17 protein-coding genes are annotated in these 21,897 nt (G+C 45.1%); 8 read left to right on the top strand and 9 right to left on the bottom strand.

Annotation, left to right across the window (positions count from 1 at the left end):
* Positions 1 to 77 precede the first annotated feature (77 nt).
* Entirely contained in the window at positions 78 to 1,367 is a 1,290-nt protein-coding gene (locus tag AB4558_RS02115; protein WP_017060789.1) for an NCS2 family permease, read from the bottom strand.
* 1,063 nt (positions 1,368 to 2,430) lie between these two features.
* Here AB4558_RS02115 and AB4558_RS02110 point away from each other — a divergent pair.
* On the top strand, positions 2,431 to 3,903 hold the full coding sequence (locus AB4558_RS02110) for an aminoacyl-histidine dipeptidase (protein WP_372057905.1): 1,473 nt from the start codon (positions 2,431 to 2,433) through the stop codon (positions 3,901 to 3,903).
* Positions 3,904 to 4,041: 138 nt separating this feature from the next.
* Here the strand turns inward: AB4558_RS02110 and AB4558_RS02105 are convergent, their stop codons facing one another.
* Positions 4,042 to 4,581: a DUF3332 family protein gene (locus AB4558_RS02105; protein ID WP_017066819.1), complete on the bottom strand. Its 540-nt coding sequence runs from the start codon at positions 4,579 to 4,581 to the stop codon at positions 4,042 to 4,044.
* 271 nt (positions 4,582 to 4,852) lie between these two features.
* On the opposite strand from AB4558_RS02105, the gene AB4558_RS02100 reads away from it, so the two are divergent.
* Entirely contained in the window at positions 4,853 to 5,899 is a 1,047-nt protein-coding gene (locus AB4558_RS02100; RefSeq protein ID WP_372157882.1) for a succinylglutamate desuccinylase/aspartoacylase family protein, read from the top strand.
* A 201-nt stretch (positions 5,900 to 6,100) separates the two neighbouring features.
* Here the strand turns inward: AB4558_RS02100 and AB4558_RS02095 are convergent, their stop codons facing one another.
* The gene (locus tag AB4558_RS02095; RefSeq protein WP_017069509.1) at positions 6,101 to 6,418 is read right to left on the bottom strand and encodes a DUF3622 domain-containing protein; all 318 of its coding nucleotides are present in this window, start codon (positions 6,416 to 6,418) and stop codon (positions 6,101 to 6,103) included.
* Between the two features lie 354 nt (positions 6,419 to 6,772).
* Here AB4558_RS02095 and AB4558_RS02090 point away from each other — a divergent pair, with 354 nt between their 5' ends.
* The gene (locus AB4558_RS02090; protein WP_372157879.1) at positions 6,773 to 7,780 is read left to right on the top strand and encodes an adenosine deaminase; all 1,008 of its coding nucleotides are present in this window, start codon (positions 6,773 to 6,775) and stop codon (positions 7,778 to 7,780) included.
* 67 nt (positions 7,781 to 7,847) lie between these two features.
* Here AB4558_RS02090 and AB4558_RS02085 read toward each other — a convergent pair whose 3' ends face one another.
* Entirely contained in the window at positions 7,848 to 9,032 is a 1,185-nt protein-coding gene (locus tag AB4558_RS02085) for an NnrS family protein (RefSeq protein ID WP_136973734.1), read from the bottom strand.
* A gap of 288 nt (positions 9,033 to 9,320) precedes the next feature.
* Here AB4558_RS02085 and AB4558_RS02080 point away from each other — a divergent pair, with 288 nt between their 5' ends.
* On the top strand, positions 9,321 to 9,875 hold the full coding sequence (locus tag AB4558_RS02080) for a gamma-glutamylcyclotransferase family protein (RefSeq protein ID WP_017060795.1): 555 nt from the start codon (positions 9,321 to 9,323) through the stop codon (positions 9,873 to 9,875).
* A gap of 46 nt (positions 9,876 to 9,921) precedes the next feature.
* Here AB4558_RS02080 and AB4558_RS02075 read toward each other — a convergent pair whose 3' ends face one another.
* Positions 9,922 to 10,254 carry a tRNA-binding protein gene (locus AB4558_RS02075; protein ID WP_017060796.1) on the bottom strand — a complete coding sequence of 111 codons (333 nt, stop codon included), beginning with the start codon at positions 10,252 to 10,254 and terminating at the stop codon, positions 9,922 to 9,924.
* Between the two features lie 197 nt (positions 10,255 to 10,451).
* On the opposite strand from AB4558_RS02075, the gene AB4558_RS02070 reads away from it, so the two are divergent.
* The gene (locus AB4558_RS02070) at positions 10,452 to 11,450 is read left to right on the top strand and encodes a substrate-binding domain-containing protein (protein ID WP_017066816.1); all 999 of its coding nucleotides are present in this window, start codon (positions 10,452 to 10,454) and stop codon (positions 11,448 to 11,450) included.
* A gap of 224 nt (positions 11,451 to 11,674) precedes the next feature.
* Here AB4558_RS02070 and galM read toward each other — a convergent pair whose 3' ends face one another.
* The 4 genes from galM to galE form a co-directional block, all read right to left on the bottom strand.
* Complete coding sequence (gene galM, locus AB4558_RS02065) at positions 11,675 to 12,754, bottom strand: galactose-1-epimerase (RefSeq protein WP_017063325.1); 1,080 nt, start codon at positions 12,752 to 12,754, stop codon at positions 11,675 to 11,677.
* A gap of 111 nt (positions 12,755 to 12,865) precedes the next feature.
* On the bottom strand, positions 12,866 to 14,026 hold the full coding sequence (gene galK, locus AB4558_RS02060) for a galactokinase (protein ID WP_017060799.1): 1,161 nt from the start codon (positions 14,024 to 14,026) through the stop codon (positions 12,866 to 12,868).
* Between the two features lie 234 nt (positions 14,027 to 14,260).
* Positions 14,261 to 15,313, bottom strand: coding sequence for a UDP-glucose--hexose-1-phosphate uridylyltransferase (locus AB4558_RS02055; RefSeq protein ID WP_017069513.1), 1,053 nt, complete (start codon positions 15,311 to 15,313; stop codon positions 14,261 to 14,263).
* A 228-nt stretch (positions 15,314 to 15,541) separates the two neighbouring features.
* Positions 15,542 to 16,552, bottom strand: a complete 1,011-nt coding sequence (gene galE / locus AB4558_RS02050; protein WP_372157875.1) for a UDP-glucose 4-epimerase GalE — start codon at positions 16,550 to 16,552, stop codon at positions 15,542 to 15,544.
* Between the two features lie 393 nt (positions 16,553 to 16,945).
* Here galE and ebgR point away from each other — a divergent pair, with 393 nt between their 5' ends.
* From ebgR to AB4558_RS02035, 3 genes are all read left to right on the top strand, one after another.
* Entirely contained in the window at positions 16,946 to 17,929 is a 984-nt protein-coding gene (ebgR, locus tag AB4558_RS02045) for a transcriptional regulator EbgR (protein ID WP_017069515.1), read from the top strand.
* 324 nt (positions 17,930 to 18,253) lie between these two features.
* Positions 18,254 to 21,385 carry a beta-galactosidase subunit alpha gene (ebgA, locus tag AB4558_RS02040; RefSeq protein ID WP_372145637.1) on the top strand — a complete coding sequence of 1,044 codons (3,132 nt, stop codon included), beginning with the start codon at positions 18,254 to 18,256 and terminating at the stop codon, positions 21,383 to 21,385.
* Positions 21,386 to 21,388: 3 nt separating this feature from the next.
* Positions 21,389 to 21,841, top strand: a complete 453-nt coding sequence (locus AB4558_RS02035; protein ID WP_017066026.1) for a beta-galactosidase subunit beta — start codon at positions 21,389 to 21,391, stop codon at positions 21,839 to 21,841.
* Positions 21,842 to 21,897 lie beyond the last annotated feature (56 nt).

Genomic DNA, 21,897 nt, shown 5'->3' with positions numbered 1-21,897 from the left:
AACCTAATAATTTTGTCATGTTATTAGAGGCTATTTCAAACATAGCCTCTTCAGCGATTAAGCAGAAATCTAGACGATTAAGCGAAAATGTATTTAAGAATAAAGATAGCCGACATTACCCACACAGCAGGTGAAACGTCGCGACCTTTACCACTTAGCAGCTTAATTGCAGCGTAAGCGATGAAACCTAGTGAGATACCCTCAGCGATAGAGTACGTCAGCGGCATAAGCAGACATGTTACCACGACTGGTGCTGCTTCCGTAAGATCACGCCAATCAATGCCAACTAGGCCAGACATCATCAGAATTGCTACATAGAAAAGTGCACCTGATGTTGCGTAAGCCGGAATCATACCTGCAAGTGGCGAGAAGAAAAGAGCCAGTAGGAATAAGATACCAACAACAACAGCCGTTAGACCGGTACGGCCGCCTTCAGCAACACCCGCAACACTCTCAACATAAGAAGTAGTATTTGATGTACCTAGCAGTGCACCAATAGATGTTGCTGTAGAGTCAGCAAGCAGTGCTTTGTTCAAGCGAGGTAGTTTGCCGTCTTCTTTGATTAGGTTTGCTTTCGTTGCAACACCAACCAGTGTACCCGCTGTATCGAACAAATCGACGAACAAGAACGCGAATACCACTGAAATCATACCGATTTCAAATACAGCAGAGAAATCAAGCTGCATGAATGTAGGAGCAAGGCTTGGTGGTGTAGACATGATGCCGCCGTATTGAACGTCACCAATAACAATGCCAAGAGCTGTGATAGCTAGAATCGCAATCATTACTGCCCCTTTCACGCCACGGTGAACAAGAGCAATCGTTAGGAAGAAACCAAGTGAGCCTAGGATAGGAGCAATCGCGGTAATGTCGCCCAGTGAGACTTTAGTTGCTGGGTTAGAAACAACGATGCCTGCATTGCTAAGCGCAATAAACGCTAGGAAAAGACCGATACCTGCAGAGATACCAACACGCAGAGACATAGGGATCGAGTTGATAATCCATTCACGGATCTTAAAGATGCTTAAGAAGATGAAGATTACGCCTGATACGAAAACCGCTGCCAGAGCAACTTGCCACGTATAACCCATACCCATTACAACAGCGTAGGTAAAGAATGCGTTCAAACCCATGCCTGGAGCTTGAGCAATTGGGTAGTTAGCAACAAAGCCCATGATGAAACAGCCAATAGCAGCCGCTAAACAGGTTGCTACAAATACAGCGCCATGGTCCATACCAGCATCAGCTAGAATCATTGGGTTTACAAAAATGATGTAAGCCATTGTTAGGAAGGTTGTTAGACCTGCGATGATTTCAGTGCGCACATTGGTGCCATTTTCACTGAGTTTGAATAGCTTTTCGAACATTATCGAATCCTATAAGGGTAAAAAGTAAACGGTTGCGTAATCGATTGGCTGTGGATTATAAAGTTATCAAATAACAAATTCCAGATAGAATTAAGGCTCTAATCGATATTTATCAGAATGCCGTATGAAACAAAGCGATTAAAAATGAAGATATCATCGATAAATAACCATTAAAAACAAACAATTAACAACAATAGACTCACTAAAACTAGTTGGTTGTTTTTTCTACCATCGGTTATTTTCATTGATAATCTAGCCAGTAAATTCTGAATTCAAACTCACAATAGTTATGTATTTTTCAACAGGATCAGTAATAAGGCGCAAATTGATATTTCGGCGTTTAAAAAACAACCACGCAGAACAGCAAGGAAAGTGACAAGCGAAAGCGGTTTGGAAAAGTAGCAGGCAAAAAAAACGCCACTCAAAACTGAGTGGCGGTAGAATCTGTCAACCAAAAGGGCTGTAAAAGAATTCCAATATATAGGGGTGAACAAAACTGTTCGAGTTACATGCTTACGGTATTAGTAACCAAAGCTTGTAGGGTATGCAAAGTTGCTAGTGTAAACAGAGCTGTTAATCCAGAACATTGCAGATGGTAAACCTTTCATAACTATCACCTTAATAAATCAATAAAAAACGAATTTGATTTCTCGGTTCCTTGGAGGCGATAAAACGGACTCATCCTTTGAGCATTTACTCTTCATCTCAGAAGTTGGTTATTAATATACCCTAAAGAAAAAAGATTACAAGTATTTTTTGCTATACGTCACATTTTTGGCCATTTACGGTTATTTTACAAACTTATTTTGTAATAAAACTACAAAACAGAATTAAACAAACGTTTGCCTGCTCCATTTATAAGCATCAAGGCGCTTAGCTGTGATCAGATGGACAAGATCGCTTTCAAAATTTGAGCTATTTGAGGTTTAGAACCGCTACTCGTCAAAACGCTCAAGTGGTATGCTGTTGCCATCAAAACAGACCCATATTTTAGATTTTTGTTCTAGGTTTTTCCCCATACAAAACCTAAATATATGGTTATTAAATAAAAAAGGAGTCATCCGTGTCTGAATTCCATTCTGAGATCAGTAAATTATCCCCTGCCCCTATCTGGCAGTTCTTCGATAAGATTTGCTCAATCCCACACCCTTCTAAGCATGAAGAAGAGCTTGCTCAATACATTATTGCTTGGGCAACAGAGCAAGGCCTAGATGTACGTCGTGACCCAACGGGTAACGTATTCATCAAAAAGCCAGCAACGGCGGGTATGGAAAACAAAAAAGGTGTAGTGCTACAAGCTCACATCGATATGGTTCCACAAAAGAACGAAGACACAGTTCATGACTTTGCTAAAGATCCAATTCAACCATACATTGATGGTGAGTGGGTTACAGCTAAAGGCACAACGCTTGGCGCTGATAACGGCATGGGCATGGCTTCTTGCCTAGCGGTTCTTGCTTCAAACGAAATCCAGCACGGCCCTATCGAAGTTCTACTAACAGTAGATGAAGAAGCAGGCATGACTGGTGCTTTCGGTCTTGAAGCGGGTTGGTTAGAAGGCGATATCCTTCTTAACACCGATTCAGAGCAAGAAGGCGAAGTGTACATGGGTTGTGCTGGCGGTATCGACGGCGCAATGACATTTGAAATTGCTCGTAATGCGATTCCAGCTGACTTCGTAACACGTAAGCTAACGCTAAAAGGCCTAAAAGGCGGTCACTCTGGTTGTGACATCCACACAGGTCGTGCAAACGCAAACAAACTGCTTGCTCGCTTCCTAGCGGGTCACGCAAAAGAGCTAGACCTTCGCATCGTCGAATTCAAAGGTGGTAGCCTTCGTAACGCGATCCCTCGTGAAGGTTTCGTAACGGTTGCTGTTCCTGCGGCAAACCAAGAAAAACTGGCTTCACTATACAACTACTACACTGAGCTGCTTTCAACAGAGCTAGGTAAAGTAGAAGACAGCATCGTGACTTTCAATGAAGAAGCTTCTGTAGAAATTGGCGCACTTGCGTCAGCAGACCAAGCTCGCTTTATCGCGGCACTTAACGCATGTCCAAACGGCGTGATTCGTATGAGTGACGAGATTGAAGGTGTTGTGGAAACGTCTCTAAACGTAGGTGTTATCACAACAGAAGAGAACTCAATCACAGTACTTTGCCTGATCCGCTCTCTTATCGATTCAGGTCGTAGCCAAGTAGAAAGCATGCTTCACTCTGTTGCTGAACTAGCAGGCGCTAACATCGCGTTCTCTGGTGCTTACCCAGGTTGGAAACCAGACGCAGATTCAGAAATCATGCATATCTTCCGTGACATGTACGAAGGTATCTACGGTCACAAGCCAAACATCATGGTTATCCATGCTGGTCTTGAGTGTGGTCTATTCAAAGAACCTTACCCGAACATGGATATGGTTTCTTTCGGCCCAACCATCAAGTTTCCGCACTCTCCTGATGAGAAAGTGAAGATCGACACCGTTGAGCTATTCTGGAACCAAATGGTTGCATTGCTTGAAGCGATCCCAGAAAAAGCTTAATTCGATAAGCTATGTTTGTTCAGTAAATGGTGTTTTACAGTAAACACCGTTTATCTGAGACAAAATAAAACAGGTACTCAATGAGTACCTGTTTTTGTATCTAATCTTTGTAGCTACTACTTGTGACTAAATAAACAATTAAGCGCGTGAAGCCGCGTAGCTTTCTAGCTCATCAATTGAAGTTTGTGCCACAACTTCGCCATCGATGAAGTACGTCACCATCTCGCCATCACGAACACCGATTAACGTCGCACGCTCACCAGACTGGTAAGTAATGTCCATTTGGATCGTGTTTTCATCAATCTGCTGCATTTGACCTTTTTCGATCACATCTGCACTCGTGATAGGACCCACTGGCGCTTCCGTTAGAGACGGATCAAGTTGGTGGTTGATGTCTAGGTAAGTATCAGTCTTTGTATCAAAGATGTGCGGAGAACCAGTTAGTGGGTTGCTACCAGTCCAGAACTCTAGTGAGTTGAATACCAGGTAATCGGCAGCAACTGTTAGGCCGTAAGCAGGCGCTAGTAGCATGTTCAAGCCACCACGTGCGTAACGGTTATCAACAGCCTTAACGTTAAACTTCATTAGGTAACCGGTTACTGCGTTACTACCAACACAGCCAGATAAAGCGACAGAAACCACCGCCAGTGCAACGACTTTTGAAATTGTTTTTTTCATTTTTATCTCGATATATGAATTTGGCCGCCAAAAAATGGCGATGAATAATACCAACCAACCGAACAATAAATATCAGCGTTAAATCAATGTATTGTCAGGAAATTCACAATTCTAAACCCCTTCTAACTAGCCAAATCAAAAACAGAAACCAATTAAGAAACGCCTCCATAAAAAAGTTTTGTCGTCACCGTAAAGCGATTGATTCGTACTAAAAATCAACGATTGATACATTCCGTGTTAACGAATTATCACCATGTTGAGAACAACCTAAATGGCAAGACTAAAACCTAATCAACCCTTCGAATTACTTGGTTATACTGTTCAGCCAGGACAGAGAATGGAGATTGAACTGCAAGCGGCTCAGCTTTACACGCATTCTCCACTTTCGATCCCGATTGAAATTATTCATGGTCGTCAAGCGGGCCCAACACTGATGGTAAACGCGGCGATCCACGGAGATGAACTAAACGGTGTTGAGATTGCACGACAGCTGACCAATGCGATTGATCCAAAGAAACTGAAAGGAACACTACTTGTTGTGCCTATCGTTAACGTATTTGGTTTTATCCATAAGTCTCGTTACCTACCAGACCGTCGTGACCTGAACCGTTGCTTCCCTGGAAGTGAGAAAGGATCACTGACATCACGCATCGCTCACACCTTCTTTGAGAACGTAGCGAAGCACTGTGATTACATTCTGGATCTACACACCGGCGCGATTCACCGTACTAACTTGCCACAGATCCGTGCAAACCTGTCGAACCCTGAAACACTGCGCATCGCAAAAGCGTTCGCAACACCCGTGATCATAGATTCTCCACTGCGTGATGGTTCACTGCGTAGCGAAGCGGAAAAGCTGGGTATTCCTGTATTAACTTACGAAGGTGGTGAAGCGCTGCGTTTTGATCACCTAGCGATTCGTGCGGGTTACCTTGGCGTGCATCAAGTGATGAAAGAAATCGGCATGCTGCGCCCTAACCGTAAGAAGTTACCAGAGCCAGTATTGAGTAAATCGACCAGTTGGGTCCGCGCTGAATCAGACGGCATTTTGCGTAATATGGTAAGGCTTGGCGAACAAGTTGAAGCAGGACAAACCCTGGCTTACATCAGTTCTCCATTGGGTCACCAAGAAGGCCAAGTGATCACAACCAAAGGCGGTATCGTGATTGGTCAGCAAACTCTGCCTTTGGTCAACGAAGGTGATGCTGTGTTCCACATCGCTTACTTCAAGCAAGACGATGAAGAAGTAGGACAATCAGTAGAAAGCTACATTGAAGAAGTGGCAGAAGACGATTGGCTAACTGCACTGAATAACTGATCAGACAATGCTTAACAGTTTAAGAGCTCGACGTTAAAAGCGAGAAGCCAAACCGAGCTCTTAAACACAATAAAACAGAACTCCACAAACTAAAAAGCCCCAAAACACTTTTAACTCGAAAGAAAAAAGTTGTATCGGGGCTTTTTTTCACAAATCCCTTATCTTAAAATTAAGGGATCTATAAATTAGTCATGCACTGAATTATTCAGCGTCTTGTTGCTCTTCTGCACGAGCTTTAGCGCGCGCTTCACGTGCTTGCTCAGCTTTAAGCTCTTTAGTGTGACGTAGTTCGTCACGCTCTTTACGTTGCTCTGATTTACGCTCGTTACGTTCAGCTTGGTTAGCGATGAAAGATGCTAGCTCTTTCTCTGCCCACTCTTGTGCTAGAGCTTCAGTTTCGAAACCAGACTCACGCTTAGATACTGTAGTGCTGCGAGACGTTACTTGACGAGTAATCTCTGCACACCAACCGTTGCGTTTTTCTGTAAGGCGGATATCAAATTTTTTGTTCTTAGACATGTTCTATTTTTTCCTAAGGGAGATCATTAAGGGATCGGTCAACTTTGATAACTCCATCTAAGTGAGCATCTTTTAACACCATCCCTTGGTAAGCGCGGTATTAGAGCACAAATCAATGAATATTGCTGCAAATATTTGCAGCGGATCACACTCCAATGCTGCAAATCGTTTGCGCCTAATTTCAATCGGTTCATAACTCTCGGTTCACCATCAACTTCTATCCTATTTTATCGATAACAATGAAATGAACTATGCTCAAACAGAGATAAATGAAAGAGATACCTGCTTGCTCAGGTTTATAGACTCTACTGTCTCACCTACTCCGCTCATAATTAAAATAGCTAAGGAGTTGCTATGGATAGCTTCATCAAAAATTTACCCAAAGTTGAGCTGCACTTACATATAGAAGGCACATTAGAGCCAGAGCTGATGTTCCAACTCGCCAAGCGCAATAACCTGTCGATTCCCTTTGAGACCCCAGACCAAGTTCGAGACGCGTACCAGTTCCACAATCTTCAATCCTTTCTCGATATCTATTACCAAGGTGCAAACGTACTGATTCATGAACAAGATTTCTACGACCTGACGTGGGCTTATCTGTTGAAGTGTCAGCAAGATAATGTGGTTCATACTGAGATCTTCTTCGACCCTCAGACTCACACTGAACGCGGCATTGACTTTGAAGTCATCATAAGTGGGATTACTCAAGCTTTGAATCAAGCCGAGCAAGAACTAGGGATCAGCAGCCAACTGATCATGTGCTTTCTGCGCCATCTTGATGAAGACAGCGCTTTTGAAACACTCAAACAAGCCCTTCCCTACAAAGATAAGATCATTGCCGTCGGCCTGGATTCGTCGGAAAAAGGAAACCCACCGGAGAAGTTTAAGCATGTGTTCCAAGAGGCGATCAACCAAGGGTTCCTGACCGTCGCGCACGCCGGAGAGGAAGGCCCTGCGCAAAATATTAGTGACGCACTGAGCTTGTTAGGCATTACCCGAATTGATCATGGCGTTCGCTGTGTAGAAGATGAAGAGTTGATGGAACAGCTAATAGCAAAACGTACACCACTGACCGTCTGCCCGCTGTCGAATACCAAGCTCAAGGTGTTTGAGACCATGCAAGAGCACAACATCGTCGAGTTGCTGAGAAAAGGGCTGTGCGTCACCATCAATTCCGATGATCCGGCTTACTTCGGCGGCTATATGAATGATAACTTCCTCGCCGTCGCCAATGCTCACCCAGTGACCAAAAACGAATTGGCGCAGTTCAGTATTAATGCCATCGAAGCCAGTTTTATCTCGCCTCACGCCAAGGAAGATCTCATCACACAGGTACGCCAATACCTTGCTGCGAGTACTTAATGAGTTATCAAGATCAAAAAGGGAAGCTCTGAGCTTCCCTATCTATATCAATAGATAACTAATTGGCTTAGCCCGGGTGACCATCCACTCTTGGCGTTAACAGCATCATCCCAAATTTCCAGATAAATAGACCGAACGCTAACGTCCATAAACCCGCGCTGATGTTAACCATCTCAAATAAATACGCCGGGAAGAATGTCACACCTAAACTACGAACGAGTGCCGCGATAAATATAGCCGAGAACGCCAAAGCCATACTTGGCCCTTTATAGATAGCACGGCCAGTATGTCCCATTGTCACGCGCGTGATCATCGCCAGAATTAACCCACTCAAACCGCCAATCGCAAACAGGTGCAGCATGTTATGGCTCGCGAACGGGTTATCTAGCAAACCGCGTAACAGCAAGCTGAGAGGGATACATAGGTAAGCCGCATGCAGCGACCACACCAAGGGCTCTGATAGTGTTGTCCAAGGCTTCCAGCGGATAAAGCGCACCAACTGTGTCACACCTGCAAATACCATCAACTCATTGCCGACTTGAGCAAAGGTCAATGGGAAGAAGCTCAACACAAATAAGCCAACCAAAGGTAGATTGGCTAACCATTCCAACCAAACCAAGGGCTGCGCTTTTTCGAAATCAAAACGACGCGCTGTAAAGAATGGGAGCACTCGCCCACCCATCACTGATAACAGCAAGGTAAACCACCACAACATAGCCTGCCAAACTGCAGACGATGGGAATGGAGGCATCCCCTTAATGGTCGCGTAACTAGCAAAGTTCGCCACGATAGCCAATATAAACAGTGGCACAAAGAATAGATTCTTCCAGCCTTTCGACTTCACGACTCGGAAACCAATTTCGTAGGCGGCGAAGATTAAGAACAGCGCCTCAACCGACGAGATCAGCCATAACGGAGCGGGTGTCCAAAACAGAATACGAGGTGCGAGCCACAAACCGACTAGCGCAGCTAATCGATAATGCTTGGTGCCATTGACACCCGTCCACGTTTGTACTGCCGTTAACACAAAACCGACCACTATCGCCATTGAGAAACCAAACAGCATCTCATGCACGTGCCACCACAGTGCGGGAACTTTTAAAATCTCAGGCTGACCGTTTTGGAACATGATGACCCAAGCGACAATCGCGATCACTGCATAGAGACTGCCTAAAAAGAAGAAAGGTCGAAAGCCTAAACGCAGGTAGGCTGGAATCGCGTCTTCTACACTTTTATCTGTGATATTTAACAAACTCGCTCCTAATTCTCAGATAAGCGGCCAAGGTATTACCTAAACCAAATTTTGTGTGCATCAAATCCGATGCAATATGCAGATCACATTGCATGAAACGCGCCAATTAGATAAAACCAGTAAAAACAGCGACTCACGAGATTCAATAGCCAATAAATAAGTCAAAAAAACACAACCAAAAGAGTCATAAAGACACATGCATGTATAAATAGAAACTTACTGACTTTTGGTATCTCGCCACATATAGTAAGACTAGACTTAAATGGAACAACTCAGACAAGGAATGCGATGTATATTTTTGGTTATGGCAGTTTAATCAACTCATCTTCACGTCAGCTTACCGGTCAGACAGGGCAAGCGATCCCTGCGATTGTTCATGGCTTGATTCGCCATTGGAGCAAGATCGATGACAGCTATGTCTTATCCCCTTTGATCGTCAATCTCGGCGAAGGACAAGTGAATGGTGTGTTGCTTGAGGTGGATGATATTGCACTGGCTGAGTTTGATCGCCGTGAGCGTGGTTATCACCGTATCGAATTAAAGGCCTCTCAGATAGAAAGCCAAGATGAATTCAAACAGGATCAACCGATCTGGGTTTACATCAAAGACGAGATTGAAGCACCTTGCGAAAACAGCCCTATCGTTCAAACCTACGTCGATACTGTATTAGCAGGATGTTTAGAGGTGTCTGAAAGCTTTGCGGCGCACTTCGTTAAACACACACAAGGTTGGCATCACCCATTAGAAAATGATCGCCACCAGCCTAAATACGGCAACCTTGCTGGGGTTTCCGATCACCATCACAGTGTGATTGATGGCTTGATACTAACTGTACGCAGCTAGTTGATTTAGGTTGGTGAACACATTGACTCACCAACCTAAAGTGAGCTTAAACGACACGAATACCTGCTGGCATCGCACGTTCAGGTGTTAGCAATACACTTTCAGATTCATCTTCCGTTTCTGCACAAAGCAACATGCACTCAGAAGTGTGGCCTCTCATCTTCGCCTTCGCTAGATTGCACAAAACAACAACCTGCTTACCCATCAACTCTTCTTCTGTGTAGTAAGGGACTAGGCTGGTCACCGTTTGCAGTGTCTTGTCACCAACATCCACTTGCACTATGTAAAGCTTGTCGGCGTTTTCATGACGCACAACCTCAATGATCTTACCCACACGCATTTCTAACTTAGCAAAGTCACCATAAGAGACAGTATCCATTTCTCACTTCCTATATTGGTTTATTTTCACCCATTAAATCATTTACTAAAATTAAGTAAAATATAAATGTTTACACTAGCATTAAGCCTAATAATTACAAGCGGTAAAGATCTCATTACTGGAAGTAAAATGAGAGTTTCGTTGCCTTACTATCATTGTCGGTGTTAAATAGATGAAGCAATGTATAGAGGTTAAAAATGGCAACAATTAAAGATGTAGCAAAGGAAGCTGGTGTTTCTGTTGCAACCGTATCTCGAGTGATCAACAAGTCTCCCAAGGCGAGTGCAAGCTCGGTAGAGTCTGTAACTAAAGCGATGTCTAAACTTGGCTATCGACCGAATGCCAATGCTCGAGCGCTGGTAAGCCAAAGCACGAACACTGTTGGTGTATTGGTCGGTGACATCTCCGATCCCTTTTTTGGCACGCTGGTTAAGGCTGTCGACAATGTCGCTCGTGAGAACGGAAAACATATCCTTGTCGGTAATGGCTCGCACGATCGTGAAGAAGAGAGACAAGCGATTGAATTGCTGATTAACAGCCGTTGTGACGCCCTGGTGATCCACTCTAAAGGCCTCACCGACGAAGAACTGATTGCCTATGCAAAAGAGGTCAAAGGCTTAGTACTGATCAACCGTTATATTGCTGAGATTGCCAACCACTGTATTTTCTTAGACAACAAAAAAGGTGCGTATCTTGCGACGGAATATCTGATCCGCCATGGCCATAAGAACATTGCCTGTATCGCCTCATCGCATAGCATTGAAGATGCCGATGAGCGTATCCAAGGTTACTTAGCGGCACTCTCAGATTACAAAATAGCGCTCTCTGACAGCTATATTGAATACTCAGCGCCGACCAGTGACGGTGGCGAATACGCCATGACTAACCTTCTGACTAAGTCACTGCCAATCACTGGCATTGTGGCGTACAACGATTACATGGCAGCTGGTGCTTTGTCTGTCCTTGATGAAAACGGTATTCAAGCGCCGGACAAAATGTCGATCATCGGCTTCGATGATGGCTTGATTGCCCGCTATGTTCATCCAAAGCTCACCACTATTCGCTATCCGATTCAGATGATGGCAGAGAAAGCGACACGACTCGCGTTGCACTTAGCCAAAGGTGAAAACACCTCAACGGAACCAATGATGTTCTCTCCAACTCTGGTTCGCCGCAATTCGGTAGAGAAAGTCTAAGTTCTAGTCTGGTCTGGTCACCAAGCAATAAACAAAAAAAAGCCCTAACAGAATCGCTTCTGTTAGGGCTTTCCTACCTTACTCAGATACTCAACAATCGCGCTTAATAAACCGCACTCTTGTTGAGCGCCACTTTTGCTCATCCCCCAAGAACAACGCGATAATTCACATCGTCCTATTCACAAACAAAAGATATTGACGTAACCGCTTTGAGCTAGAGCGTACTAGTTTGAAGAATCCCCCGAAAATTCAAACTGGTAACAGGTACTGTAGTTATATTCTTGTTCAGGCTTGAGAATACAACTGTCCTGCTTCCACTCTGGGTGGTTAGGAGAGTCAGGTAAGAACTGGGTTTCTAGCGCCAAACCAGCGTAGTCTTCATAGCTGCCACCACTTCGGTTTGGTGTGCCACCAAGCCAGTTTCCGGTGTATAGCTGCATTGCAGGTTTGGTTGAAAATACTTTTAGTGTGACGAGCGCATCTGGTGAGGTTACGGTCGCGGCGCATTGAGTGCGTTTGCAGCCATCAGCCAATAAGAAAGAGTGGTCGTAACCCTTTGCTGCTTTCTGCTGTTCATCGCCCAACAAACGCTCTGAGATCATCATAGGCTGATTGAAGTCAAAGCTGGTCGATTTCACTGATTTAAGGTTACCTAACGGAATACCCACCGAATTGGTCGGTAAGAACTGATTAGCATTGATACTGACAATGTGTGACAAACAGTCGTGTCCAGCTTCAGCGCCAAGTAGATTGAAGTACGCATGATTCGTTAGGTTGACTACAGTCGGCTTGTCTGTGGTTGCAGAGTAATTAATGGAAACTCGATTGTCTTCGGTGATGTCATAACGCACCGACACATTCAAATTCCCCGGAAATCCTTGGTCGCCATCAGCAGACTCTAGACTGAACACCACTGACGTTTCGGTTTGCTCGGCAATATTCCAACGGCGTTTATCAAATCCGTTCGGGCCACCATGTAAGGTATTGCCCGCTTGGTTGGTTTCCAGCTTGTAATTCTGACCATCAATTTTGAAACGACCATTAGCAATGCGGTTAGCATAACGGCCAACGGTTGTGCCCATATAGCTGGCTTGTTTATCGAAGTTCTCCATTGAGTTAACACCCAACAACACTTCTCTTTTGTTTCCCTTTACTGGCAGGATACAGCTCAACCATGTTGCACCAATATCCATGAATGTCACTTGAATCCCATGCGTATTTGATAGCGTCACTAACTGAGCGGGTTGGCCATCATAGGCTGGAGTCTGCGCCATGGATTGATGCAGGTTTTGCTCTTGTGTCATTCTAAATTCCTTCTAGTGCCAGTAAAAAGCCTCTACCTGAAGTAAAGGCTTTAGCATTTGGCCTACCATGATCTTTTTACTTGGTAAGCTCTATATTAAGTCTCGAAGCCGTTAGATTACTTCAACTAAGCCTGCTCCGTCTTTCGCTTGGCACACATAAATAGATTCTTTTAGCCCCGTCGCCGCTTGATATTTCTGTTCAACGGTTGTTTTGATTTCATCAACCAATGCAGGTGGAACCAATGCCACAATACAACCACCGAAACCACCGCCAGTCATACGCACGCCACCTTGTTCACCGATCACTTCTTTGACCATATCAACCAGCGCATCAATCTCTTTCACCGTGATTTCAAAATCATCACGCATTGATGCATGCGATTCAGCCATCAACTCGCCCATACGCTTCATATCATGAGTGCGTAGAGCTTGAGCCGCTTCAACAGTACGGTCATTTTCAGTAATCACGTGACGAGCACGTTTCGCGACCATTTCATCCAATTCAGACTCTTTCGCTTTGAATTGCTCAATGGTCACATCACGAAGTGCCGGAACACCAAAGATGCGCGCCGCTTCTTCACACTGTTCACGACGTGTGTTGTATTCGCTGTCGACTAAGCCGCGTTTCTTGTTTGAGTTAATGATAACCACAGCCATATCTTCTGGCATTGAAACCGCTTGAGTCTCTAGGCTACGACAATCCAAAAGCATCGCGTGGTTTGCGCGACCTTCTGCAGAGATCATTTGGTCCATGATGCCGCAGTTACAGCCCACAAATTCGTTTTCGGCCTGCTGACCATTTAGCGCCACTTCAGCTTGGCTGATCTCTAGGTTATAAAGCACCTTGAATGTTTGACCAATCACCACTTCCAGCGCCGCAGAAGAACTTAAACCTGCACCTTGAGGCACGTTGCCCGTTACAGAGATGTCTGCACCTGTAAATTCAAAGCCGCGACCTTTTAAGCACTTCACCACACCACGAATGTAGTTCGCCCACATCTTGTCTTGTTGGAATGTGATCTCTTGAGTTAAATCGAACTCATCGACTGCATTACCGTAGTCCACTGATACTACGCGAACAATGTTGTCGTCACGCTTAGCCGCGGCGACTACCGTTTGGTAGTTAATGGCACACGGTAGAACAAAACCATCGTTGTAGTCAGTGTGCTCGCCGATCAGGTTCACACGACCTGGTGCTTGGATAATATGAGTCGCTTGGTAACCAAGGACTTGCTCAAAAGATGCTTTCACGTTTTGGATTAGGTCAGACATAAGTAAACTCTCTGGTTAAACTCTTTGTTCAATTGGTTATGGCCCCTTTACGGCACCACTTTAATTCTTTTAGATTCCCTATATCGTTCGTCGCTCACGGTAGGGAATGACAACATCAGCGACTAAACTTTTAAGCTTCTAAGCTCTTAAACTTATGGGCTTTTCATCTGCCGTCATTCCAGAATCGAGGGACGAGATATCAGGAATCTCGCTTGTTATCTACGAAGCAACGTATTACTGCTCTTTATAGTGAACGTCACTCAAATCACGCAGACGCTGCGCTGCTTGTTCTGCGGTTAAATCACGCTGAGACTCAGCCAACATTTCGTAGCCGACCATGAACTTGCGAACCGAAGCACTACGTAGCAATGGCGGGTAGAACAACGCATGCAGTTGCCAGTGATCGATGTCCGTGCCTTCTTCAAAGAACGGCGCATAGTGCCAACCCATTGAGTACGGGAATGAGCATTGGAACAAGTTGTCGTAACGACTGGTCAGCTTCTTAATCGCAAGCGCTAAATCATCACGCTGCTCGTCAGTCAGTTCGCTCATACGGCGAATGTGCGTTTTTGGTAGCAACATGGTTTCAAATGGCCACGCCGCCCAGTAAGGCACCACCGCAATCCAATGTTCAGTTTCAACCACAGTGCGAGAGCCGTCTTTCATTTCAGCTTCAACGTAATCCACTAAAAGATTCGAACCTTGTTGTTCGAAGTACTCTTTTAACAATTTCTCTTTGCGTTCAATCTCGTTGGGCAGAAAGCTGTTTGCCCATATCTGACCGTGCGGATGAGGCTGAGAACAGCCCATGGTCTCGCCTTTGTTTTCAAACGCTTGAACCCATAGGTAGTCTTTACCTAGCTCTTCAATCTGTTCATTCCATGTGTCGATAACACCGCGAATCTTGTTTACTGGTAACTCTGGCAGCGTTTTGCTGTGGTCCGGAGAAAAACAGATCACGCGGCTCAACCCGCGAACACCTTGAGTCTTGAATAGAGGGTTTTCAGACTCTGGAGCGTCAGGCGAATCGGGCATCAAGGCCGCGAAATCATTACTGAATACGTAAGTGCCGTCGTAATCTGGGTTTTCGTCGCCCGAGATACGCGTATTGGTTGGGCACAAGAAACACTCTTTCTCGTACGCAGGAAGCTGCGCGGTCGATGGTTTTTCATCTTGGCCACTCCAAGGACGTTTTGCTCGGTGCGGTGATACTAAGATCCACTGGCCCGTTAATGGGTTATAACGACGATGCGGGTGGTCTACTGGGTTAAATTCAACTTTTGACATGTTTAGATTGCTCTCAAATTTTGTGTCTTGGTCAATTCACCAAGATGAATAATTCTTCTACAAGGAGATTCCCTATCACGCTCGTGCCTCGCTGTAGGGAATGACGTGTAATCTCGTTGTGCTAGTTGTGCAAAGGCAACCACTTCATAGCCTTATGCTCATCCGTCATTCCAGAATCGAGGTGCGAGATATCTGGAATCTCTCTTTTTTCAATAACTTAAAAGTTCTTTAGTAACCTTGTGGGTTATTCGACTGCCAATTCCATGTATCCGCCGTCATCTCCATCACGCTACGCGTCGCCTTCCAGCCAAGCTCGCGCTCTGCTTTTTCAGTACTTGCCCAACATTCGGCAATGTCACCCGCGCGGCGTGGGCAAAGTTCATAAGGAACCGGTTTGCCCGATGCTTGTGCGAAGGCTTCAACCATCTCGAGTACACTTGAGCCTTTGCCCGTACCTAGGTTGTAAATGTGTAAGCCCGCTTTCTCGCCCACGGCTTTTAATGCTGCTACGTGGCCATCAGCCAAATCCATTACGTGGATGTAGTCTCTAACACCAGTTCCATCCGGTGTTGGGTAATCGTTTCCAAAGATAGAAAGCTTCTCTCTACGGCCTACAGCAACCTGTGCGATGAACGGCATTAGGTTGTTTGGAATGCCTTGTGGGTCTTCTCCCATGGTGCCTGATGGGTGTGCACCAACAGGGTTAAAGTAGCGCAGTAAAGTCACGCTCCAGTCGTTTTCAGCGTTGAACAGATCGCTCAAGCACTCTTCCACCATATATTTGCTGCGACCATAAGGGTTAGTTGTCGCGCCAGTTGGTGAAGTTTCAGTAATCGGCACTACTTCTGGATCGCCGTAAACGGTAGCCGAAGAACTAAATACGATGCTTTTTACGCCCGCTTTCTTCATGCTTCGAGCTAACACCAATGAACCATTGACGTTGTTATCGTAGTATTCCAAAGGCTTAGCCACCGACTCCCCTACCGCTTTCAGGCCAGCAAAGTGAATCACGGCTTGGATATCGTTTTCTGAAAACACGCTATCTAGAAAAGATTGGTCACGAATGTCGCCAAGATAAAACGTTGGTCGCTTGCCAGTTAACGATTCGATTCGTTCCAGCACTAGCTCTTTGCTGTTGCAAAGGTTATCAACAATGATCGGCTCCATACCTGCCTGTATCATTTGAATGCATGTATGACTTCCGATGTAACCCATGCCGCCCGTAACCAGTACTTTCACAATCAACCTCTCTTTGTCGTCATTCGTGGGCTAACTCGAACTGACATTCAGCTCAGTAGCACCGTATGTCAGAAATAGTAGCAGCCATTTTGACTATAATTCTGTGATCAAAACCACGAAGTGTAAACGTTTACACTAACTTTCATCATTGGAACTGATCATGACATAGAGAGAACGTATAGCTATTAACCTCTAATTAATTGAATTTTAATAAGATAATTATAGACAGTTAGATTTGAGACATCACAGATGAGTTGAGCATTTATTTTACTAAAAGTTAATGCAATGACGTCCAGTTTGATTACAATAGGTCTGTAGAATAAAGAGGTGCATTGCTTTTTTACTAAATACCAATTTCAAAGCAGCGCAATGTTCCAATAACAGGAAGTGAGTATGGCAACGTTAAAAGATATCGCGACTGAAGCGAATGTATCATTGGCTACAGTTTCAAGGGTTCTCAATGAAGATCCAACATTAAGCGTCAAGGAAGAGACCAAAAGGCGTATCTTTGAAATTGCAGAGAAGTTGGAATACAAAACCAGCAGCTCACGAAAAACCGTTAGCAGTAAAAAACAAAACCATCACTTCCTAGCACTGTATAACTACAAGCAAGAAGCGGAAGTTAACGACCCTTACTATCTATCGATTCGCCACGGGATTGAAACCCAATGTGAAAAGATGGAAGTTAAGCTAACCAACTGTTATGAAAGTAAAATACAGATCAATTCAGCACCAATCACAGGTGTTTTGTTGGTGGGTAGAATGACACCAGAGGTTATCGAGCAAGCTAAAAAGCTGAGCGATAATATCTGTTATGTCGATTTTACCGATCACTCAGAACCTTATGACTCTGTCGATATCGACCTGGCTTTGATCAGCAAAGAGATCACCAACTTCTTTATCAACCAAGGCTATGAGCGCATCGGCTTTATTGGTGGCCAAGACGACGTCAATACCCCTGATATTCGTGAAGTCGCTTTTGCTGAATATGGTGGCCTCAAGAACGTTGTCAGTGAGCAAGACATCTACCGTGGTGACTTCTCTAGCTCATCAGGTTACAAGCTTGCAAAACAGATGCTCGCGACGGGCGACTACCCTAAAGCCATGTTTATTGCGTCAGATTCCATCGCAATTGGCGTTTTACGAGCAGTTCATGAGCACGGATTAAACATCCCTGAAGATATTGCGCTGATCAGTGTAAACGACATCCCAACAGCTAAATTTACCTTCCCATCTTTATCAACTGTTCGTATTCACTCTGAATTGATGGGAATTCAAGGCGTTAATCTGCTGATTGAGAAAGTACGCGACGGCCGAACCATCCCACTACGTGTCTATGTACCAAGCAAACTCAAGCTGCGCGATACAACAAAATAATTAAATATATCAAGTAGATAAATAAAGGCTACCTTTGTTGAAGGTGGCCTTTTTTGTGCCCGTCACATACATCAATCTCCACGTATCCCCCTCTTTAATCTGCTACATAAATCAGCCAATAGCATTCTTTTAAGTGGATCACACAGCACCGTAAAAAGACCATAAAAAACGTGATGAAGTTAAAGTAAAACGTTTTCACCAATTTCATTTAGTAAAACTTTTACTAATAATTACCTCAGTCCAAAAATACTCGTATTCACTACGACCCAATTACGCATAAGAACGTCGGTCAGCAAACTGCATTCAGACCGAGAGAGAGGCAACGTGAACAACTGGGAAAACTTCCTGAACTTACATGAGAACCGTATGGCACCGCGTGCATACTTCTTCTCGTACGCATCAGAAAAAAATGCAAAAACGTTTCAGCGTGAACTGAGCAGCCACTTCCAACTATTGAGTGGCCAATGGAATTTCAGCTATTTCACCAATCCGCTATTGGTTCCTGAAGAGTTCTATTCTCAGGAAATGAGCGACTGGGGAAACATCACGGTTCCAAACATGTGGCAAATGGAAGGCCACGGCGATCTTCAATACACAGATGAAGGTTTCCCATTCCCAATTGATGTGCCTTTCGTACCATCAGACAACCCAACCGGCGCATACCAACGCTCTTTCTTCCTTGGCGAAAGCTGGGACGAGAAACAAACCATCATCAAATTTGATGGCGTTGAAACTTACTTCGAAGTTTACGTAAACGGCGAGTACGTGGGCTTCAGCAAAGGCAGCCGCCTAACCGCTGAGTTCGATATCTCTAGCCAGGTAAAAGCAGGCAACAACCTACTTTCTATTCGAGTGATGCAGTGGGCCGACTCTACCTACATTGAAGACCAAGACATGTGGTGGACGGGCGGTATCTTCCGTGACGTTTACCTAGTAGGTAAAGAACAACTGCACGTTCAAGACGTTACCGTTCGCACTGACTTCGACGACGCTTACCAAAGCGCGACCCTGTTATGCAAAGTGGAACTAGAAAACCTAGCAGCAGCGGCAAACGCAACCCTTGAGTACGCATTGCTCGATGGCAGCCAAGTTATCTCGCAAGGCTCTGTAGATAACTTAACTGTTCCTAACCAACAGACTGGCGGCAATGCGAACACTCAATTCTCTATCGATGTCGTGAACCCTGTTCAATGGAATGCTGAAAACCCATACCTTTACCAACTGTTGCTGACGCTAAAAGACACAGACGGCGAAGTGCTAGAAGTGATTCCACAGCGCGTTGGTTTCCGAGACATTAAAGTTCGCGATGGTCTGTTCTACATCAACAACAAATACGTGATGCTGCACGGTGTAAACCGTCACGACAACGACCACCTAAAAGGTCGTGCGGTTGGCATGGATCGCGTAGAGAAAGACTTAGTGTTGATGAAGCAGCACAACATCAACTCAGTACGCACGGCGCACTACCCGAACGACCCACGCTTCTACGAACTGTGTGACATCTACGGCCTGTTCGTGATGGGTGAAACCGATGTCGAAACTCACGGCTTTGCTAACGTTGGCGACCTAAGCCGCATCACTAACGATGCAGCATGGGAAGCGGTGTTTGTTGAACGTATCGAACGTCATATCCACGCTCAAAAGAACCACCCTTCTATCATCATGTGGTCTTTAGGTAACGAATCAGGCTACGGCTGCAATATCCGCTCTATGTACGATGCGGCAAAAGCGATTGATGACACCCGCTTGGTTCACTATGAAGAAGACCGCGATGCTGAAGTGGTCGACATCATTTCAACCATGTACTCACGTGCTCAACTGATGAATGCCTTCGGTGAATTCCCACACGAAAAACCACGCATTATCTGTGAATACGCACACGCAATGGGTAATGGCCCAGGTGGCTTAACCGAATACCAAAACGTGTTCTACAAGCACGATGCAATTCAAGGTCACTACGTTTGGGAATGGTGTGACCACGGCATTCTAGCGCGTGATGAAGCGGGTACTGAGTTCTATAAGTACGGCGGTGACTACGGTGACTACCCGAACAACTACAACTTCTGCATGGACGGTTTGATCTACCCAGACCAAACACCGGGGCCAGGCTTAAAAGAGTACAAGCAGGTTATCGCACCAGTGAAGCTTCGCGATTTCGATGCACAAACGGGCACCTTCACGGTAGACAACAAACTTTGGTTCTCAAACATCGATGACTACACCATCACTGCGGAAATCCGTGCTGAAGGTGAAACCATTGCTGTGCAACACATCAAGATTGAAGAACTGGCAGAAAACTCGAGCCGTGAACTGACACTTAACTTGCCACAACTTGATGAGCGCGAAGTGTTTGTGAACTTTACCGTGCGCAAGGATTCTCGTACGCCTTACAGCGAAGCGAACCACGACATCGCGGTGTATCAATTCCAAGTGAAAGAGAACACAGCACAGCTAGAAGCCTTCACTAACAACAATGCGACAGCACTGAATGTGGAAGAGTCTCGTTTAGCTTACCTAATCAAAGGCCACAACTTCGCACTGAACTTCTCGAAAGTGAACGGCAAGCTGACGTCATGGTTGGTCAATGGCGAAGAGATGATTAAGTCAGAACCACGAATCAACTTCTTCAAGCCAATGATCGATAACCATAAACAAGAGCACGATGGTTACTGGGAGCCTGCACACTTGCAAATTATGCAGGAGCACTTCCGTAGCATTGACCTTGAATGCGTTAACGTTGAACAGGTAAATGGCAAGGTAGAGATCACCACCACCAGCATCATTGCTCCACCAGTATTCGATTTCGGCATGCGTTGTGAATATCGCTACCAAGTTAATGCTGAAGGCCAATTGAACGTTGAGCTAAGCGGCGAACGTTACGGTGAGTACCCTCATGTAATTCCTGTGATTGGTTTTGATATGGGCATCAACGGCGACTTCGACCAAGTCCAATATTACGGACGCGGCCCTGAAGAGAACTACCAAGACAGCAAGCAAGCCAACATGATTGATGTGTACCAATCAACCGTTGCAGACATGTTCGAGAACTACCCGTTCCCACAGAACAACGGCAACCGCCAACACGTTCGTTGGGCTGCGCTTTCAAGCCGCGCGGGTAATGGTATTGCAGTAAAACCACAGCAAGAAATCAACTTCAGCGCATGGTTCTACACCAACCAAAACCTGCACCAAGCACAACACACCATTGAGCTAGAGAAAAGCGGTTACATCACGTTAAACCTAGATCACCAAGTGATGGGCTTAGGCTCTAACTCTTGGGGCAGCGAAGTGCTCGATTCTTACCGCGTTTACATGGACGAGTTCCGCTACGGTTTAACTCTGATTCCATTCCAAGCAGGCGATTGCGATGCGCAGCACCTAATCAATCACAACTTTGGCGATGAGTTTTTTACGGTGAATGCACCAAAAGCTCAACCACAACTGAACGAGGCATAAGCGATGATCGTTTTAGAGAACTTAGAACAATTTAAAGTCGTCTACCGCGATGGTCGTAAATGGCAACGCTGTGTAGAAGCGATTGAAAACATCGGAAACATCAAAGATGGCGTGATGTATTCAATTGGTGATTCACTGGCTTACATGATTGAAGACGGTGTGGCTCGTAACACAGAAAACTTCACCGGTAATCGTCGTTACTTCGACGTGCACTACTACCTAGAAGGCCGTGAAACGGTTGAATTCGCAGCGAAATCAGAGCTAGAGCAGATCCAAGCTTATAGCGATGAAACCGACCGCGAACACCTAATGGGGAACGGTGAAACTCGTGAGCTAGCTGAAGGCCAAGTGGCGATCTTTGACAACAATCAGGCTTACCGTTTCCACGGTGATAACCGAGTTCGAAAAGTGGTACTGAAAGTGACCATTGAAGACGGTTACTTCCTCAATAAATAAACAATAACGCTATCTATTCACAGTATGTATCGAGCCTTGCCGTTCAAGGCTCCAAC

It is taken from the genome of Vibrio sp. 10N.222.51.C5 (assembly GCF_041474575.1).
Lineage (GTDB): Bacteria > Pseudomonadota > Gammaproteobacteria > Enterobacterales > Vibrionaceae > Vibrio > Vibrio crassostreae_C.
This window is presented reverse-complemented; position numbering and strand designations above follow the sequence as displayed.

What these genes read in the sequence shown, in the direction of transcription:
- AB4558_RS02080 (WP_017060795.1), top strand. Translation starts at nt 9,321, where the DNA reads ATGTATATTTTTGGTTATGGCAGTTTAATCAACTCATCTTCACGTCAG.
- AB4558_RS02055 (WP_017069513.1), bottom strand. Translation starts at nt 15,313, where the DNA reads ATGTCAAAAGTTGAATTTAACCCAGTAGACCACCCGCATCGTCGTTAT.
- AB4558_RS02095 (WP_017069509.1), bottom strand. Translation starts at nt 6,418, where the DNA reads ATGTCTAAGAACAAAAAATTTGATATCCGCCTTACAGAAAAACGCAAC.
- AB4558_RS02105 (WP_017066819.1), bottom strand. Translation starts at nt 4,581, where the DNA reads ATGAAAAAAACAATTTCAAAAGTCGTTGCACTGGCGGTGGTTTCTGTC.
- galM (WP_017063325.1), bottom strand. Translation starts at nt 12,754, where the DNA reads ATGACACAAGAGCAAAACCTGCATCAATCCATGGCGCAGACTCCAGCC.
- AB4558_RS02090 (WP_372157879.1), top strand. Translation starts at nt 6,773, where the DNA reads ATGGATAGCTTCATCAAAAATTTACCCAAAGTTGAGCTGCACTTACAT.
- AB4558_RS02035 (WP_017066026.1), top strand. Translation starts at nt 21,389, where the DNA reads ATGATCGTTTTAGAGAACTTAGAACAATTTAAAGTCGTCTACCGCGAT.
- galK (WP_017060799.1), bottom strand. Translation starts at nt 14,026, where the DNA reads ATGTCTGACCTAATCCAAAACGTGAAAGCATCTTTTGAGCAAGTCCTT.
- ebgR (WP_017069515.1), top strand. Translation starts at nt 16,946, where the DNA reads ATGGCAACGTTAAAAGATATCGCGACTGAAGCGAATGTATCATTGGCT.
- AB4558_RS02075 (WP_017060796.1), bottom strand. Translation starts at nt 10,254, where the DNA reads ATGGATACTGTCTCTTATGGTGACTTTGCTAAGTTAGAAATGCGTGTG.
- AB4558_RS02070 (WP_017066816.1), top strand. Translation starts at nt 10,452, where the DNA reads ATGGCAACAATTAAAGATGTAGCAAAGGAAGCTGGTGTTTCTGTTGCA.
- AB4558_RS02115 (WP_017060789.1), bottom strand. Translation starts at nt 1,367, where the DNA reads ATGTTCGAAAAGCTATTCAAACTCAGTGAAAATGGCACCAATGTGCGC.
- AB4558_RS02100 (WP_372157882.1), top strand. Translation starts at nt 4,853, where the DNA reads ATGGCAAGACTAAAACCTAATCAACCCTTCGAATTACTTGGTTATACT.